This window comes from Paractinoplanes brasiliensis (assembly GCF_004362215.1).
Taxonomy (GTDB): domain Bacteria; phylum Actinomycetota; class Actinomycetes; order Mycobacteriales; family Micromonosporaceae; genus Actinoplanes; species Actinoplanes brasiliensis.
The window spans coordinates 1111961-1127866 of record NZ_SNWR01000001.1 but is presented as its reverse complement, the minus strand read 5'-3'; the positions used below and the strand labels follow the sequence as shown (position 1 = coordinate 1127866).

18 protein-coding genes are annotated in these 15906 nt (G+C 71.0%); 11 read left to right on the top strand and 7 right to left on the bottom strand.

The window, feature by feature from the left end; translation table 11 throughout:
- Window positions 1–134 precede the first annotated feature (134 nt).
- Complete coding sequence (locus C8E87_RS04655; RefSeq protein ID WP_133871934.1) at window positions 135–494, bottom strand: hypothetical protein; 360 nt, start codon at window positions 492–494, stop codon at window positions 135–137.
- 352 nt (window positions 495–846) lie between these two features.
- Between C8E87_RS04655 and C8E87_RS04650 the strand changes: the two genes are divergently transcribed.
- Window positions 847–2361 (top strand): beta-N-acetylhexosaminidase, encoded by a 1515-nt coding sequence (locus tag C8E87_RS04650; RefSeq protein ID WP_133871933.1) that lies wholly within the window; start codon window positions 847–849, stop codon window positions 2359–2361.
- 35 nt (window positions 2362–2396) lie between these two features.
- Complete coding sequence (locus C8E87_RS04645; protein WP_133871932.1) at window positions 2397–2891, top strand: hypothetical protein; 495 nt, start codon at window positions 2397–2399, stop codon at window positions 2889–2891.
- On the opposite strand, the gene C8E87_RS04640 is transcribed toward C8E87_RS04645, so the two are convergent.
- Window positions 2865–3653: a phosphotransferase gene (locus C8E87_RS04640; protein ID WP_133871931.1), complete on the bottom strand. Its 789-nt coding sequence runs from the start codon at window positions 3651–3653 to the stop codon at window positions 2865–2867. The genes C8E87_RS04645 and C8E87_RS04640 overlap by 27 nt on opposite strands.
- Before the next feature lie 165 nt (window positions 3654–3818).
- On the opposite strand from C8E87_RS04640, the gene C8E87_RS04635 reads away from it, so the two are divergent.
- Complete coding sequence (locus C8E87_RS04635; protein ID WP_133871930.1) at window positions 3819–4796, top strand: methyltransferase; 978 nt, start codon at window positions 3819–3821, stop codon at window positions 4794–4796.
- On the top strand, window positions 4793–5869 hold the full coding sequence (locus C8E87_RS04630) for a carboxylate-amine ligase (RefSeq protein ID WP_133871929.1): 1077 nt from the start codon (window positions 4793–4795) through the stop codon (window positions 5867–5869). Before C8E87_RS04635 ends, C8E87_RS04630 begins: the two co-directional genes overlap by 4 nt.
- A gap of 60 nt (window positions 5870–5929) precedes the next feature.
- Here the strand turns inward: C8E87_RS04630 and C8E87_RS04625 are convergent, their stop codons facing one another.
- The 5 genes from C8E87_RS04625 to C8E87_RS04605 all read right to left on the bottom strand — a co-directional run bounded on the left by C8E87_RS04625 (window position 5930) and on the right by C8E87_RS04605 (window position 10767).
- Entirely contained in the window at window positions 5930–6532 is a 603-nt protein-coding gene (locus C8E87_RS04625) for a TetR/AcrR family transcriptional regulator (RefSeq protein WP_133871928.1), read from the bottom strand.
- The gene (locus tag C8E87_RS04620) at window positions 6499–8001 is read right to left on the bottom strand and encodes an MFS transporter (protein WP_239080272.1); all 1503 of its coding nucleotides are present in this window, start codon (window positions 7999–8001) and stop codon (window positions 6499–6501) included. The genes C8E87_RS04625 and C8E87_RS04620 overlap by 34 nt, the downstream gene beginning before the upstream one ends.
- Before the next feature lie 224 nt (window positions 8002–8225).
- Window positions 8226–8921, bottom strand: coding sequence for a 3-oxoacid CoA-transferase subunit B (locus tag C8E87_RS04615; protein WP_133871927.1), 696 nt, complete (start codon window positions 8919–8921; stop codon window positions 8226–8228).
- Window positions 8918–9577 (bottom strand): 3-oxoacid CoA-transferase subunit A, encoded by a 660-nt coding sequence (locus tag C8E87_RS04610; RefSeq protein WP_133871926.1) that lies wholly within the window; start codon window positions 9575–9577, stop codon window positions 8918–8920. Before C8E87_RS04610 ends, C8E87_RS04615 begins: the two co-directional genes overlap by 4 nt.
- The gene (locus C8E87_RS04605) at window positions 9574–10767 is read right to left on the bottom strand and encodes a thiolase family protein (protein WP_133871925.1); all 1194 of its coding nucleotides are present in this window, start codon (window positions 10765–10767) and stop codon (window positions 9574–9576) included. Before C8E87_RS04605 ends, C8E87_RS04610 begins: the two co-directional genes overlap by 4 nt.
- A gap of 70 nt (window positions 10768–10837) precedes the next feature.
- On the opposite strand from C8E87_RS04605, the gene C8E87_RS04600 reads away from it, so the two are divergent.
- The 7 genes from C8E87_RS04600 to C8E87_RS04575 all read left to right on the top strand — a co-directional run bounded on the left by C8E87_RS04600 (window position 10838) and on the right by C8E87_RS04575 (window position 15906).
- The gene (locus C8E87_RS04600) at window positions 10838–11785 is read left to right on the top strand and encodes a LysR substrate-binding domain-containing protein (protein ID WP_133871924.1); all 948 of its coding nucleotides are present in this window, start codon (window positions 10838–10840) and stop codon (window positions 11783–11785) included.
- Between the two features lie 28 nt (window positions 11786–11813).
- Window positions 11814–11954 carry a hypothetical protein gene (locus C8E87_RS43495; protein ID WP_166661080.1) on the top strand — a complete coding sequence of 47 codons (141 nt, stop codon included), beginning with the start codon at window positions 11814–11816 and terminating at the stop codon, window positions 11952–11954.
- The gene (locus tag C8E87_RS04595) at window positions 11954–13006 is read left to right on the top strand and encodes a maleylacetate reductase (protein ID WP_133871923.1); all 1053 of its coding nucleotides are present in this window, start codon (window positions 11954–11956) and stop codon (window positions 13004–13006) included. Before C8E87_RS43495 ends, C8E87_RS04595 begins: the two co-directional genes overlap by 1 nt.
- Window positions 13003–13911 carry an intradiol ring-cleavage dioxygenase gene (locus C8E87_RS04590; RefSeq protein WP_239080273.1) on the top strand — a complete coding sequence of 303 codons (909 nt, stop codon included), beginning with the start codon at window positions 13003–13005 and terminating at the stop codon, window positions 13909–13911. The genes C8E87_RS04595 and C8E87_RS04590 overlap by 4 nt, the downstream gene beginning before the upstream one ends.
- A 58-nt stretch (window positions 13912–13969) precedes the next feature.
- Window positions 13970–14239, top strand: coding sequence for a DUF6412 domain-containing protein (locus C8E87_RS04585; RefSeq protein WP_239080274.1), 270 nt, complete (start codon window positions 13970–13972; stop codon window positions 14237–14239).
- A gap of 57 nt (window positions 14240–14296) precedes the next feature.
- A complete protein-coding gene (locus C8E87_RS04580; protein ID WP_133871922.1) occupies window positions 14297–15043 on the top strand; it encodes a YidC/Oxa1 family membrane protein insertase in 747 nt (248 codons plus the stop codon).
- 65 nt (window positions 15044–15108) lie between these two features.
- Window positions 15109–15906, top strand: a complete 798-nt coding sequence (locus C8E87_RS04575) for a serine/threonine-protein kinase (protein WP_133871921.1) — start codon at window positions 15109–15111, stop codon at window positions 15904–15906.

Sequence of the window (15906 nt, the reverse complement as noted above, 5' to 3'; positions counted from 1 at the left end):
TATGAACGGCACTCGATGGGGTCCGTCCGGCCGGGATGAGCGGCCTACCGGGCGGATCGGCGGTGGCGTGTGGCTTGCCGGGCGGATCGGCGGTGGCGTGTGGCTTGCCGGCCGGATCGGCGGTGGCGTGCGGCTTACCGGCCGGATCGGCGGGGGCCGGGGCGGCGGCCGCCGCGCGGGGGCCGGGGGCCGCGGGAACGGGCCGGTTGGTCGGCCGGTGCGTCGACGGCGCCGGGGCTGGAGAACGACAGCGTGGGCGCGGCGGGGCGGGACGACGTGGGCGGCGGCCACGTCGACGCGGTGATCTGTGCGCCGGTCACCGGCGGCGCGGGCTTGACCTGGTCGAGCAGGCGCTGCGCGAGAGCGGCGTCGATCTCCAGGTCGGCGCTGATGCGGACGTCGGCGGCGGTGGCCAGGTCCACGACGTCGTCGCTGGTGTACGCGTCGGCACCGAGGGTGCTGAGCCGCCGCGCGAATTCTTGCACATTGATCATCTGCAGCCCCGTCCTCAGCTTGCTGTTGACCCAGCGTAACCGCAGCCCCGGCGGCGTGCTCGGCCGCCACCGTCAGGTCCGGCCCGATGCGGCCGGCTCGGTGCTCCACCGGCCCGGCCGGCGCGGCGAATTCTCCCCGTCGTTGGACCGGCTGGCGCGGCGAACTTTGTCCCCGTCCTTGAACCGGCGGCGCGGCGAACTGTTCCCGTCCGTGGACCGGCCGGCCCACCGGGGTGAGCCGGGTCTGTTTCGGCCGGCTGTAGTTTCGCCGCTGCCCCTCTTGTTGGCAGCCGCCGACCTCTTATTGGCAGGAGTCTTCACGGATCGAAGGGTGGCTATGTAACGTCGGGGGATGCGTAGACGTCTGGCTGTGCTTCTTGCCTGTGCTCTGCCGTTGACCGCCGCCGCGCCGGCTCACGCCGCGCCGCCCGCGCCCGCGGTCGCGCTGGGCAGTGTCATTCCGGCCCCGGTCGAGGTGCGTCCGGGCGGGCCGGGCTTCAAGCTCACCGCGGGCACCGTCATCGAGGCGCCGCCGGGGGCACGCGCCGTGGCCGAGCAGCTGGGGGAGGCGCTGCGCCTCCGGGTGGTGCGGCACGCCTCCGCCCGTACGGGGAAAATCGCTCTGGAACTGGGGCGGGTGAGCGGCGGGCCGGAGGGCTATCGGCTGACCGTGAAGAGGAACGGTGTCACGCTGCGTGCGGGCACAGCGGCGGGACTGTTCGCCGGGGCTCAGACGTTGCAGCAGCTCGTGCCGTTGCGCGGGGCGCGGACGATCGCGGGTGGGGAAATCGTTGACCACCCACGGTTCGGCTATCGCGGGACGATGCTCGACGTCGCGCGGCACTTCCACACGCCGGACGAGATCAAGCGCCACATCGACGAGATCAGCAAGTTCAAGATCAACCACTTGCATCTGCACCTGTCGGACGACCAGGGCTGGCGCATCCAGATCGACTCGTGGCCGCGGCTCACCACCGTCGGCGGCGCGGCCGGCACCGGGGTCGACGGCGTGGGCGGCGGCTACCTCACCAAGGCCGACTACCGCGACCTGGTGCGCTACGCCGCGAGCCGGTACGTGACGATCGTGCCCGAGATCGACATGCCGGGGCACGTGAACGCGGCGCAGGTGGCCTACCCGGAGCTGACCTGCGACGGGATCGCGCCGCCGCCGCGTACGGACACCGCGGTCGGGTACAGCTCGCTGTGCATCGGCAGCGAGACGACGTACCGCTTCGTCGAGGACGTGATCCGCGAGCTGGCCGCGATGACCCCCGGCAAGTACCTGCACATCGGCGGCGACGAGGCTCACGCCACCACCGACGCCGACTACCTGACGTTCCAGAAAAGGGTGCTGCCGCTGGTCCGCAAGTACGGCAAGACCGCGTACGGGTGGAACGAGATCGCGGTTGCCCCCGAGGCGAGCACCGCGGTGGCGCAGTACTGGGGTCTGACCACACAGAACCCGGCCCTGGCGGCGGCCGTGGCCAACGGCACCAAGGTGATCATGTCGCCGGCGAACCTCGCGTACATCGATCAGAAGTACGACCCGTCGACCCGCCTCGGGTTGAGCTGGGCGGGCTTCATCGAGGTGCGCAAGGCGTACGACTGGAACCCGGGCACGCATCTGACCGGCGTGCCCGAAAGCGCTGTGCTGGGGATCGAGGCGCCGCTCTGGTCCGAGACCCTGCGCGACCTCGACGACATCGAGTTCATGGCGTTCCCCCGGCTGGCCGGCCACGCCGAGCTGGGCTGGTCGCCGGCGGGGGACTGGGAGTCGTTCCGCACGAGGCTGGGCGCCTACGGCCCGCGCTGGGCGGCCCGGGGCGTCGACTTCTACCGCTCGCCGCAGATCGACTGGGCGGACTGAGGAACCCGGGCGGCGACGGTGGTGTCCTTACAGGTATGAGGACACTCGCCGTCGCCGCTGCCGTTCTGCTGCTGGCCGGTTGCAGCTCCGATTCGCCGCGCACCGCCGACCCGCCGCGCACGACCGACGCGGCGTGCGGCGAGACGATCAGCACCGAAGCGTTGCCCGAGTGGGCCCGCGCCGGTTTCAGCTGGGACGGCAGCGGCACCAGACACGTGCTCAGCGACCGGGGTGAGCTGCTGGCCGTCCTGTTCGGTCATCCACTCAGCAGCCCGCCCGCCCCCGACCGCAACAACAAGATCCTGTGGGTGGCGCGGGCGCCGTTCGAGCGGGGCGACCTGACGATCACGGCGGAGTTGGCCGGCGCCGCGGTGACCGCCCAGGCCGAGGTCGCCGGCGGTCCCGGCCCGTCGATCGTCGACCTGCCGCGGCCGGGTTGCTGGCATCTCACGCTCACCTGGCCGGGGCGCACCGACACCATGGATCTGACCTACCACCCGGGCTCACCCTCGCAAGCTGCGAGCCAGTGACCGGCCCCGCCGGCGGACGCGCTCGTTGCCCTCGTCGGAGTTGTAACCGGCGTACAGGGGCCACAGGAAGATCAGAATCGCGAGCTCCTCGGCCTCGACGGCTTGCCGCAGGGGCTCGCCGGCGGGGAAGCGTTCGAGCGGAACCCGTACGCCCGCCGGGGTGGCCCGCACGCTGAGCAGCGCCAGATCCGCCGACGGCCGTCCCGCCCCGGCCGACTGCCAGTCACAGAAGTGCAGGTAGCCGCCGGTCACGGTGATGTTCTCGGTGTGGCAGTCGCCGTGGACGAACGCCCGCCCCGCCCCGGACATGGCCGACCGCAGGTGATCCGGGTCGGGCCGCACGTCGTCGCCCCAGAAACCGCGGATCAGGCCGAGGTCCGGCCGGGCCATGGCCTCCAGCAGCGGATCGGGGGCGTCCCACCGCGGCGGAGGCGTCGCGTGCAGGGCGGCCAGGTCGGCGAAGAGCCCGGCCCACATGACATCCGTCCACTGTGCGATGTCGACGGTGGCGCCGCTCGCGGACAGCAGCAGGGCCACTTCCTGACCCCGTACGAGGAAATCCAGCAGCTCGGGAGTGCGCACCGGCACCCGCATCTCGCGGTAGAACCGCAGCTCCCGCTCGTCGGCGCCGACCTTGAGGAAGGCCGGTGCGCCGCCGGCCGTGGTGACCGGGTGCACGCCCGCGCCCGAACGCGACTCCAGCCGTCCCGAACTGTCCCGGGGCGTGACACGCAACGCCGTCATGGCCTCGGTGGCATCCACCACCCCATGGTCACAGGCGGCGGGCCTGGGCGCGCACGAGGGTGGATCCGCGACCGGCCCGCGCACCACCCACAACCCCCGACACCTGACTGAGCGGGCTTTTGCGGGTTGCTCGGATGACGATCTCGTCCGAGTAACCCGGGCGCTCCGGGGAACAACACGACCATGACGACGACCGACACCGTTTCCGCTCCCGTCGGCGGGGACAGCCAGGCCGCCGACGAGGCGCTGCTGCAACTCGGCCGCGAGCTCAAGGACTCCGGCTACCACTTCACCACCGTCACACCCGCCACCCACGCCCACGTCAACGGGCGTCCCGGCAACGAGACGGCCCGGACCGTACGGGACGTGTTCGGCTGGAGCCGGCCCTTCACCCCCGGCGTGCTGCCCGTGCCGATCCTCGACCTGCTGCGCGCGGCCGACGCCGTCGAGCCGAGCGGCGACCTGCTGCGCAGCCGGGTCCGTTTTTCCTCGTACGACGACGAGCTCTACGTCCACTCGGCGTACCCGACCGACGCGCCCGACTCGGTGTTCTTCGGCCCCGACACGTACCGGATGGCCGACGCCGCCGCGGCCCACGTCACCGGCCTCGATCACCCGCCGGCCCGGGTCGCAGACGTCGGCACAGGCAGTGGAGCGGGCGCGATCAGCGTGGCGAAACGGGCCCCCGGGGCGGAAGTGTTCGCCGTCGACATCAACGACACCGCGCTGCGCTACGCCCGGATCAACGCGGCCCTGGCCGGCGCCGACGGCGTCAAGCCCCTCCGCAGCAACCTGCTAGACGACGTCGACGGCCCGTTCGACCTGATCATCTCGAACCCGCCGTTCATGATCGACCCGGCCGGCCGGACCTACCGCGACGGCGGCGGCGAACACGGCAACGAACTGTCCCTGACGATCATCGACGTGGCCGCGCAACGGCTGGCCCCCGGCGGCTCGCTGGTGCTGTTCAGCGGCTGCGGCATCATCGACGGCCACGACCCGCTGCGCGAGGCGGCGGCCCGGCGGCTCGAAGGAACCGGGCTCACCTGGGCCTACCGCGAGGTCGACCCGGACGTCTACGACGAGGAACTGGACGGACCCGCGTACGCCCGGGCCGAGCGCATCGCCGTCGTGCTGCTGACCGCCACCCGGCCCCGATGACCCTCACCGTCGGCGTCGAGGAGGAGTTCCTGCTGCTCGACCCGCACACCGGCGAGAACGCGCCGCTGGCCGGGAAGGTGGTCGCCGGACTGCCCGGCGACCTGCGCCGGCGCTACCGCCGCGAGTTCCGGTCGTGCATGGTCGAGATGGTGACGGAGGTCTGCACCGGCCTCGACGACCTGCGCGGGCAACTGCTCACCGCACGGCGGGCGACCGCCGAACTGGCCGTCGCGACCGGCGCCACACTGGCCGCCGTCGGTGCCACTCCCGTCGCCGACCACCACCGCGAACCGGCCGACGACCCGCGCTTCCAGGCAATAGCCGACCACTACGGGCCGATCGCGCGGGACCCCGCGGTCTGCGGCTGCCACGTGCACGTCGGCGTCCCGGACGTCGCGTCGGCCGTCGAGGTGTGCACGCGGCTGCGCGGCTGGCTGCCGGTGCTGCAGGCGCTGGCGGTCAACTCGCCGCTGTACTGCGGGGCCGACACCGGCTACGCCGGCTGGCGTTCCGTCCAGCTCGAACGGTGGCCCAGCCTGGGGCCGTGGCCGCACCTGGAATCGGCCGGCGACTACGACCGTACGGTCCGCATGCTGATCGCCTCGGGCGAGATGATGGACGAGAGCATGGTGTTCTGGTACTCCCGTCCGTCCGCGTCGTTCCCGACCGTGGAGATCCGGGTGGCCGACGTGTGCCTCACCGCGGACGACACCGTGCTGGTGGCGGCGCTGGCCCGCGGCTTGGTCGGCACCGCGCTGGCCGAGGCGTCGTCAGGGCGTCCGGCCCCGCAGATCCCGGACGTGGTGCTGCACGCCGCGCACTGGAACGCCGCCCACGACGGGCTGGGCGGCACGCTCCTCGACCCGGTCAGCGGGCGGGCTCGGCCGGCCTGGGACCTGGTCGGCGAACTGGTCGAACGGGTTACCCCGGCACTGCGCGAACACGGCGACCTGGACGTGGTGTCCGCCGGGCTCAGGCGGCTGCGGCGGGACGGCACGGGCGCCGACCGCCAGCGCCGATGGCCCCGAACCGCATGGATCGACGAGATGTCGAAAGCCACGGTCCACGGCTGACCACGCGCGCCCCTCACCGAGCAGTGACGAGCGAACCGTCCATCGAGACCAGCATCCGCCTCAATTCTTGTCGCGGGCGTCCAGCATGTCCCTGATCTGTCGGGCGTCCGGGCCCGGTTTGGCGCTGGGAAACGGAGTTGCGCGTAGTCCCGCCAGGTGGATGTCGAGGAAACGTTCCCAGGCGTCGGGGGCCACGGGGCCGCTCACGGCGACGACACCGCGTACTCCCCAGATCAGCATCTGGAGGTCGGCCTTCGTGGTGCTGTCGTTGATCATGCGATGGGTCTTGGCCTGGGCCAGGAGTTGGTCGAACAGGCTGTCGAGCTGCTCGCCCACGCCCGGGCCCCGGCCGCTGATGAATCGGTCGGAATAGCCGAGGTGTTCGATCAGAGATCTGCTGAGCCGGCGGAGGAAGTCCTCCAGACCTGTGCCGTCTCCTCGTGCGAGGGCCTCCTGCGCGGCGGCGATGAGGCCCTCGTACATCGTGTTCACCAGGTGGTCGAGCAGGAGGTCCTTGTTCGGGAAATGGCGGTACACGGTGCCGACGCCGACGCCGGCACGGCCGGCGACAACGTCCAGGCCCACATCGGTGCCCAGTTCGGAAAACACCTCATGGGCGCTCCTGAGGATCAGCTCCTGGTTCCGGGCCGCGTCTCGGCGCACGAGAACTCCTCTCCCGGCGCGCCTGCTCCGCCGGCACGCGTTGCCAGTTCGCCCTGCTCAGCCGGCGGCGCGGCCGGAGCCATCCGGGGCGTGGCGGGGGCTTCGGGTAGGAGCGCGGCCACGGCGGCCAGCACCAGGACGACCGCCATCGCGGCGAAGCCGAGTGTATAACCGGACTTCTCGGGCAGGCCGCTCGGCATCAGCTGCGAGGTCACGACGCTCGCCATCAGCGCCGCGCCGATCGAGCCGCCGATCGTTCGGATGTTGGCGTTCATGCCGCTGGCGACGCCCGTTTGCGATGGCGGGACGGCGGCGACGACGAGACCGGACATGGCCGCGAAGACGAGTCCGAGCCCGACGCCGATGAGGGCTGAGGACAGGTAGATCTCCCAGGTGTGCCCGTGAGCGACGGCCAGCAGTGCCATGGAGGCGGCGGCGATGAGACAGCCGAGGACGACGACGCGCTTGGCGCCGATGATCGAAGCAAGGCGGCCGGCGAGCGCGCCGGACGCGAACATGGTGATCGACGACGGTAGGAGCAGCAGACCGGATTCGGCGATGCCTGCGCCGAATCCGTAGCCGGCGGAGGACGGAGTCTGGACGAACTGCGGCAGGAAGGCGAAGACCGCGTACATCGCGGCGCCGGTGAGCAGAGCGACCAGGTTGCCGGTCCATACCGCCTTCAGGCGCAACATCCGCAGGTCGATCAGGGGAGTCGCGGCACGTTGCTCGGCGGCGATCCATGCCGCGCCCAGCGCGAGCGCCCCGATCAGCAGGCCGATGACAGCCGGTGAGGCCCAGCCCCGGACGGTCGCCTGATTCATCGCCAGCAGCAGGCACACCAGCCAGGCCGAAAGCGGCACCGCGGGCAGCCAGCTCACCGTTCCGCCGCTTCGTGCCGGCGACGGCGGCACCCAGAAGTGAGCCGCGGCGGCGGTCGCGATCGTCGCGATCATGGGCAGCCAGAACAGCCAGCGGAAGCCCAGGTGGTCGACGACGGGGCCGGCCAGGACGATGCCGAGACCCCCGCCGACCGCGCTCAGCGAGGCGATCAGCCCGACGGCTCCGGCAACTCTCTTCTGGGGGAACTCGTCCCGGATGATGCCGAAGGCCAGCGGAAGAGCGCCACCGCCGACACCCTGGATGACCCGGGCAATGATCATCACCGTGAGGGTGGTGGCAGTCGCCGCCAGCAGCGACCCCACGGACAGCGCGACAAGGGTGAGGACAAGGACACCTCGTTTTCCCAGGATGTCGCCGACCCGGCCCATGATCGGCGTGAAGATCGAGGCCGAGAGCAGGTACGCGGTCAGCACCCAGGTGACGGTGCCCTGGCTGGTGTGCAGGACCGTGACCATCGTCGCGAGGACGGGGGTGAGCAACGACTGCATCAGGGTGAAGACGACGACCGATGCCGCCAGGACGGCGTAGGTCGCGTTGAGTGGGATACGACGGGTCCGGGGGTCCACGGGGATCTCGACTTTCCTGCGGTGGTTCGGTTCGTGCCGCCGACCCTACAGGAACCGGAAACAGAATTCCGCTTCCGCTTTCTGCGGACGGCGGGTACCTTGAGCGGACCGCGTAACTGGGCGATCATCGGTCAAGCGATCACCGGGTTGTACAACCCCGCCCAGCTCGACGTCCTGGACCGCATACGGGCCATCATCGGCCGAGGAACCGAAGGTGAATCCGGTCACGCCTGGACAGACGATGACTTCGCCGCCGAGCCAGGCGTTGCCGCCGATGGTGATGGGTCCCGCGGAAGCAGCAACGGCACTGCGAGTCGGTCGCGAAGCTGATCGATCGACATTCCGTGCGTCTCGCGCACCTCGATCCCCTCCGGAGTGATGAGGAAGGTGGCGAGGTCGGTGTAGACGCGGTCGACGCAGCCGATCCCGGTCAGCGGGTACGTGCACGAGGGCACCAGTTTCGGGCTCCCGTCCCGGGCGAACAGCGTCATCATCACGTACACGCTCTTGGCCCCGATGGCCAGGTCCATCGCCCCGCCGACGGCGGGGATCGCGCCCGGTTCGCCGGTGTGCCAGTTGGCCAGGTCCCCGCCGGCCGAGACCTGGAACGCGCCGAGTACGCAGACGTCGAGATGCCCGCCGCGCATCATGGCGAACGAGTCGGCGTGGTGGAAGTACGACGATCCGGGCAGCTCGGTGACCGGCACCTTGCCCGCGTTGATGAGGTCGGGGTCGATCTGGTCGCCGGTGGCGGCCGGCCCCATGGCGAGCATGCCGTTCTCGGTGTGCAGCACGACGCCGGAGTCGTCCGGCAGGTGGTCGGCGACCAGTGTGGGCTGGCCGATCCCGAGGTTGACGTAGGCGCCGTCCGGGATGTCGCGGGCGATGAGCGCGGCGATCTGGTGTTTGTCGAGGCTCATACCGCCACCACCCTGTCGACGTAGATGCTCGGGGTCACGACCGACTCGGGGTCGAGGGTGCCGGTGGCGACAATCTCGTGGACCTGCGCTATGACCGTGGTCGCCGCGGTGGCCATCACCGGGCCGAAGTTGCGGGCGGTCTTGCGGTAGACGAGGTTGCCCATCCGATCCGAGCGGTGGGCGCCGATCAGCGCGACGTCGCCGTTGATCGGATATTCCAGGACGTACGTCCGGCCGTCGATGTCGCGGGTCTCCTTGCCCTCGGTCAGCGGCGTGCCGACCCCGGTGGGGCAGTAGAACGCGCCGATGCCGGCGCCGGCGGCGCGCATCCGTTCGGCCAGGGTGCCCTGCGGCACCACCTCGAGCTCGATCTTCCCGGCCCGGTAGAGGCTGTCGAAGACCCACGAGTCGCTCTGCCGCGGGAATGAGCAGACGACCTTGCGGACGCGGCCTTCGGCCAGCAGCGCCGCCAGTCCGGTATCGCCGTTGCCGGCGTTGTTGGACACCACGGTCAGGTCGCGTGCACCCTGGTTGATCAGCGCTTCGATCAGCCGCACCGGCATGCCGGCCATCCCGAACCCGCCGATCAGCACGGTCGAGCCGTCCCGGATCCCGGCCACCGCCTCGGCTGTGGTGGCGCAGATCGTGGCGGTCACTGCGCGTTCTCCAGCACTACGGCCAGGGCTTGGCCGACGCCGATGCAGACCGCGGCCACGCCGTAGCGGTCACCGGACCGGCGCAGGCGGGCGGCCAGGGTGCCCAGGATCCGGCCGCCGGAGGCGCCGAGCGGGTGGCCGATGGCGATGGCGCCGCCCTCGGCGTTGACCAGTTCGGCGTCGGCCAGCCCCTCTTTGAGCCAGGCGTCGACGCAGGCGATCGACTGGACCGCGAAGGCCTCGTTGAGTTCCACCGCGCCGACGTCGGCCCAGGTGATGCCGGCCCGGGCCAGGGCTCGCGCGGCTGCCTCGACCGGGGCGTAGCCGAACATCGGCGGTTCCACCGCGGACACCCCACGGCCGGCGACGCGTGCGATCGGGGCCTGGCCGATCCGGCCGGCCGCGGCCCCGGAGCCGAGCAGCACGGCGGACGCGCCGTCGTTGAGCGGCGAGGCGTTGCCCGCGGTGATCGTGCCGTCGGGCCGGAACACCGGCTTGAGCCCGGCCAGTCCGGCCGCCGACGATCCGGGCCGGATGCCCTCGTCGCAGGACAGGTCGGCGCCGGGGACCGGTACCACCAGGTCGTCGTAGAAGCCCCCGGCCCAGGCGGCGTCGGCCCGGTTGTGGGAGCGCGCGGCGAACTCGTCCTGCCGGTCTCGCCCGATGCCGAACTTCTCGCCGAGCATCTCGTTGGCGTCGCCCAGCGGGACGGTCCACTCTTTCGGCATGTTCCGGTTGACCAACCGCCAGCCCAGGGTGGTCGACACCGCTGTCACATCACCGGCCGGGAAGGCCCGCGACGGTTTGGGCAGCACCCAGGGCGCGCGGGTCATCGATTCGACACCGCCGATCACCACGACCTCGGCGTCGCCGGTCTCGATGGCCCGCGAGCCGCTGATGGCCGCGTCCAGCGACGAGCCGCAGAGCCGGTTGACGGTGGTGGCCGGCACCGAGACCGGCAACCCGGCCAGCAACACCGCCATCCGGCCGACGTTGCGGTTGTCCTCGCCGGCCTGGTTCGCGCAGCCCCACACCACGTCGTCGACGAAGGCCGGATCGAGCGCGGGCGCCTTGCTCAGCACGCCGCGCAGCGCGGTCGCGGACAAGTCGTCGGGGCGGATCCCGGCCAGCGCGCCCCCGAACCGGCCGAAGGGCGTGCGGGCTGCCGCGTACAGGTAAGCCGACTTCACCCGGCCACCGTAGGACGGCACAACTGATTGAATCCAATACCAATTTTCGTACGATTGATAATGTCTGCTTATGGAACTGCGGCACCTGCGGTCTTTCGCCGTGCTGGCCGAGGAGCGGCACTTCGGCCGTGCCGCGGAGCGCCTGCACATCGCCCAACCGGCGCTGTCGCAGCAGATCAAGAAGCTTGAGCAGGAGTTCGGCGTCGAGCTGGTGCGCCGCACCACCCGCCGGGTGGAACTGACCGACGCCGGCCGCCGGTTCGCCGACCATGCCCGTACGGTCCTGCTCGCGACCGACCGTGCCACGGCCGACATGGACCTGGTCGCCTCGGGCCGGGCCGGACACGTGTCGGCCGGGTTCATCGGCACGGCCAGCTACGACCTGCTGCCGTCGGCCGCCCGCCGGATCCGCGACGCCGCTCCCGGCATCCGGCTCGATCTGCACAGCGAACTGCTCAGCCCAGCGCTGCTCGACGGGCTCCTCGACGGCACGTACGACCTGGTCGTGCTGCGCCCCGACGGCGTCGAACGCCCGCAGCTCGACGTCCGGATCCTGCGCACCGAGCGGCTCGTCGCCGTGCTGCCCGACCAGCACCCGCTGGCCGGCCGGTCCCGCATCGACCTGGCCGACCTGGCCGCCGACCCGTTCGTCACGCACTTCTCGGGGCACCGCTCGTCCATGCACGAGCACGTGCTGGCCGCCTGCGCCGCGGCCGGCTTCCGGCCCTCGCCGATCATGGAGGTCGGGCAAACCGTCACCCTGGTCGTCTTCGTGGCGGCCGGCCTCGGGGTGGCGCTGGTGCCCGAACCGGTCCGCAGCCTGGCCCTGGAGGGCGTCTCCTACGTCGAACTGGCCGTGCCGGCGACGGTCGACCTGGCCCTGGCGACCCGCGCCGGAGACACCTCACCCGCGATCCGCCGCGTCGCCGGCATCATCGCCGCCGACTGCGCCTCTCGGGCTCAGAGCAGCGAAGCTGATCGCGTTCGACACCGAGCCGGCCCGCCGCAAACTGGCTGAGCAGGTCGGCGCCGACGCGGCGTACGATGTGGGCAGGCTGCGAGAGGACGGCGCCAGCCCGGCCGAGGTGGTCCTCGAGCACACGTCCGGCGCGGCTCAGGCCGTCCAGCGCGCTTCCCTGCGACAGGATGCCAAGATCCTCGTGATGCCGATCGGGGGCGCGATCTGATGAGGTTTTTCCACGACACGTTGGCGCAGCGAGTTCGTTTCGCCTCGGGGGAGGCGGCCGAGCAGCTTGCAGAGGAGGTCAAGGAGCTCGGCGCGTCGCGGGTCATGGTGATCGCCGCGGTACCCGAGAGGGCGCTCGCCCATGAGGTTGCCGCCGGCTTGCCGGTGGCGGTGTGGCACTACGAGGTTGCGATGCATGTGCCTGTTGAGGTGGCTGAGCGGGCGCGGGCGGTTGCGGTCCGGGCCCAGGTCGACCTGTTGGTTCCGGTCGGTGGTGGTTCCACGACCGGTTTGGCCAAGGCGGTCGCACTCACGACCGGGCTGCCGATTGTGGCGGTGCCGACGACGTACGCCGGTTCCGAGGCGACCAGCGTGTGGGGTCTGACCGAGGCGGCCCGTAAGACCACGGGGTCCGACCCGAGGGTTCTGCCGCGCACGGTGGTGTACGACGCGTCTTTGATGCTCTCGTTGCCGGTGGAGATGTCGGTCGCCAGCGGCCTCAACGCTCTCGCGCATTGTGTGGACTCGATGTGGGCGCCGCGAGCCGATCCGATCAACGCCGCTCTGGCTGGGGAAGGCATCCGCGCGCTCAAGGTCGGTCTGCCATTGGTCAAGGCCGACCCGTTGGCGCTGCAGGGCCGCGAGGAGGCGCTGCACGGCGCCTATCTGTCGGCGGTCGCGTTCGCCTCGGCCGGCTCGGGACTGCACCACAAGATCTGCCATGTGCTGGGCGGGATGTTCGACCTTCCGCATGCGCAGACCCACGCTGTCGTGCTGCCGCACGTGCTCGCTTTCAACGGGCGGGCTGCCCTGGATGCTGAGCGGCGGATCGCCCGGGCGTTCGGCGCCGACTCGGCCGGCGCCGGGCTCGCCGCGCTGCGGGAGGCGCTCGACGCGCCGCGTGCGCTGAAGGACTACGGCATGCCCGGGAGGGGTATCGCCCCCGCGGTCGAGGCCGTCCTGGCCGTTGTGCCGGCGAGCAACCCCGCCACTGTCACCGAGGAGAACCTCACCGCACTGCTGCGTGCGGCGTGGGAAGGAGACCACGAGTGAGCCTTACCAACGCCCGGGCGCAGGCGCCGGTGCCGTCCGACCAGGCGGCACGTGAGGAGGAGCTGGTCGAGAGGGTCGTGCGGTCGTTCGACCAGTGCGAGAACCCTCGGCTCAAGGAGCTGATGGTCGGCCTCGTCCGCCATGTGCACGACTACATCCGCGAGGTGCGGCTGACGGAAGAGGAGTGGCGCCAGGCGATCGGCTTCCTGACCCGTGCCGGTCACATCACCGATGACAAGCGGCAGGAGTTCATCCTCCTCTCCGACGTGCTCGGTGCTTCCATGCAGACGGTCGCGGTCAACAACGCGGCGTATGGCGACGCGACCGAGGCGACGGTCTTCGGGCCGTTCTTCGTCGAGGATTCACCTGAGGTTGCTCTGGGCGGAGACATCTCCTTCGGTGCGGCGGGGGAGCCGTGCTGGGTCGAGGGAACCGTGACCGACACCGACGGCCGTCCCATCCGCGGGGCGCTGATCGAGGTGTGGGAGGCCGACGAGGACGGCATGTACGACGTCCAGTACGGCGACGAGCGGACCGCGGCGCGCGCGCATCTGGTCACCGACGCGGACGGCTCGTACCGCTTTTGGGCGATCACGCCGACGCCGTACCCGATCCCGCACGACGGCCCGGTCGGACAGATGCTGGAGGCGGTCGGCCGCTCACCGATGCGGCCCTCGCACCTGCACTTCATGGTGTCCCAGCTTCACTACCGGGCCCTGGTGACGCACATCTTCGTACGCGGTGACGAACTGCTCGGCTCCGACGCCGTCTTCGGTGTCAAGGACTCGCTGGTGAAGGACTTCCAACAGCAGCCCGCCGGCACTCCGACGCCCGACGGCCGCGTGATCGAGGGCACCTGGTCGAGAACGAGGTTCGACATCGTCCTCGCGCCCAGCGGAGTGTGACAACGGGTCGCGTTGCTCACATCCTTGGCTGTGGCGGCGGGTTGCTAGCGTTGTCAGCGTGACGTGGCTGGGAGCGCTCTGGTGGCTGGTCGGCATGCTGACCGACGCCGGCCCGTCCGCCCTGGCCGGCGTACTGGTGGTGGCCGCCCTCGCCGCTGTTGTCCTGCTCGTCGTGCGGCAGGCCCAGCCCGGCGACGACTCGGACGGCATCGGCCTGGCGCTGCGCGCGCGGGCTGAGAAAGCCGGCGTCCCTCGCTACAGAGATCCCGACGCCCCCGGACGCACCCGCCCGAGAGGACCGACGGCGCGGCCCCTGGCGGCCGCCTGACCTGACAGACGCGGCCGCTGGTGACGCCTGTCCGCCAGCCTCTCGAGGAGTCGAGCCGTGTCGATCATTTATAACTTTATTTCCGAACTCATCCAGATTTGGCAGTCTCTGTGGGGTTTCCTCGGGCCCAACTGGTCCTGGGTCGCCGCCATTGTCTTCGTCGTTCTCACCGTCCGCGTGGCGTTGCTGCCGCTGTTCGTCCGGCAGATGCGTTCGCAGCGGGCCATGCAACGCCTCCAGCCCGAGATACGTGAGCTGCAGGCCCGGCACAAGGGCGAGCCCCTGGCGCTCGGTGCGGCGGTGACCGAGCTCTACCGGCGTGAGGGGGTCAGCCCGTACGCGAGCTTTGTGCCCTTGCTCGTGCAGGCCCCGATCCTGTTCGGGCTGTTCCACGTGCTGCGCCACCTGCGTCCGGAGATCACCGATCCGGCCACGCAGACCCTGTACGGCTGGACCACCACCCAGTTCCACGAGGCGTCGCACGCTGCCCTGCTCGGGGCGCCGCTCGCGTCGACGTTCGGCAGTGGCGGCGCGCTGGTGGCCGCCGTCCTGATCGCCGCCATGGTCATCACCACGTTCCTGACCATGCGGTTGTCGGCGGCACGCAACGCGCCGGTCGAGGACCCCACGCAACGGACGATCCAGCGGGTGATGACGTACGGTATCCCGATCTCGTTGCTGGTCAGCGGCGTCATCTTCCCGGTCGGCGTGCTGCTCTACTGGACGACGCAGAACGTGTTCGCGCTCGGTCAGCAGGCCTGGCTGCTGCGCCGATATCCGGTCCAGGTGCCGGTTACCGGCTAGCCGGTAACCGGGTTGGGTGCTCGCCGTGACGACACCGGCCGCGCGGATCGGCAGAGTCTTCAGGCATGAGGGGACAGACGGTCGGCGGCCGGTACCGCCTGGAGTCGGTGCTCGGCCGCGGTGGCATGGCGACGGTCTGGCTGGCCGAGGATCAGCTGCTGGGGCGGTGGGTCGCGCTCAAGCGGGGCAACGGGGAGACATTGAACGAGGCCCGCGCGGCCGCCCGGCTCAGCCACCCGGGCGTGGTGCGGGTTCTCGACCTGGTGGCCGACGGCGACCGGCCGTGGATCGTGCTGGAGGCGCTGAGCGGGCGCACCCTGGCCGACGCGATCCGTGAGCTCGGCCCGCTGCCCGTCGACCGGGTCCGCCGCATCGGGTTGTGCCTGCTCGACGTGCTCGAGGCGGTGCACGCGGCCGGCCTGGTGCACCGCGACGTCAAGCCGGGCAACGTGCAGCTGTGCGCGGACGGGCGGGTCGTGCTGTTCGACTTCGGCATCGCGCTGTTCCCGGGGCACACCGCCGAGGCGCCGGACGGCTTCTTCCAGGGCAGCCCCGCCTTCGTCTCGCCCGAGCAGCTGCACGGCGCCGCCCTGGAACCCTCCACCGACCTCTTCTCACTGGGGGCCACCCTGTACGCGGCGGTCGAGGGCCGTTCGCCGTTCGACCGGGGTGACCTGTTCGCCACCGTGCTGGCCGTGAGCGAGGCCACACCGGCCCCGTTCCGCCACGCCGGTCCGCTCCAGCCGGTCATCGAGGGCCTGCTCAGGGTCGATCCGGGCGAGCGGTGGACCGTCACGCGTACGCGTGAGGCTCTGCAGGCGCAGTCGTTGTACAGCGGGCGGGGCCGTCGTGCCCGTGCATGA

Bases quoted from the DNA above. Each gene is read 5' to 3' on its own strand.
- C8E87_RS04650 (WP_133871933.1), top strand. From the start codon at position 847: ATGCGTAGACGTCTGGCTGTGCTTCTTGCCTGTGCTCTGCCGTTGACC.
- C8E87_RS04615 (WP_133871927.1), bottom strand. From the start codon at position 8,921: ATGAGCCTCGACAAACACCAGATCGCCGCGCTCATCGCCCGCGACATC.
- C8E87_RS04600 (WP_133871924.1), top strand. From the start codon at position 10,838: ATGGAACTGCGGCACCTGCGGTCTTTCGCCGTGCTGGCCGAGGAGCGG.
- C8E87_RS04635 (WP_133871930.1), top strand. From the start codon at position 3,819: ATGACGACGACCGACACCGTTTCCGCTCCCGTCGGCGGGGACAGCCAG.
- C8E87_RS04655 (WP_133871934.1), bottom strand. From the start codon at position 494: ATGATCAATGTGCAAGAATTCGCGCGGCGGCTCAGCACCCTCGGTGCC.
- C8E87_RS04630 (WP_133871929.1), top strand. From the start codon at position 4,793: ATGACCCTCACCGTCGGCGTCGAGGAGGAGTTCCTGCTGCTCGACCCG.
- C8E87_RS04645 (WP_133871932.1), top strand. From the start codon at position 2,397: ATGAGGACACTCGCCGTCGCCGCTGCCGTTCTGCTGCTGGCCGGTTGC.
- C8E87_RS04595 (WP_133871923.1), top strand. From the start codon at position 11,954: ATGAGGTTTTTCCACGACACGTTGGCGCAGCGAGTTCGTTTCGCCTCG.
- C8E87_RS04575 (WP_133871921.1), top strand. From the start codon at position 15,109: ATGAGGGGACAGACGGTCGGCGGCCGGTACCGCCTGGAGTCGGTGCTC.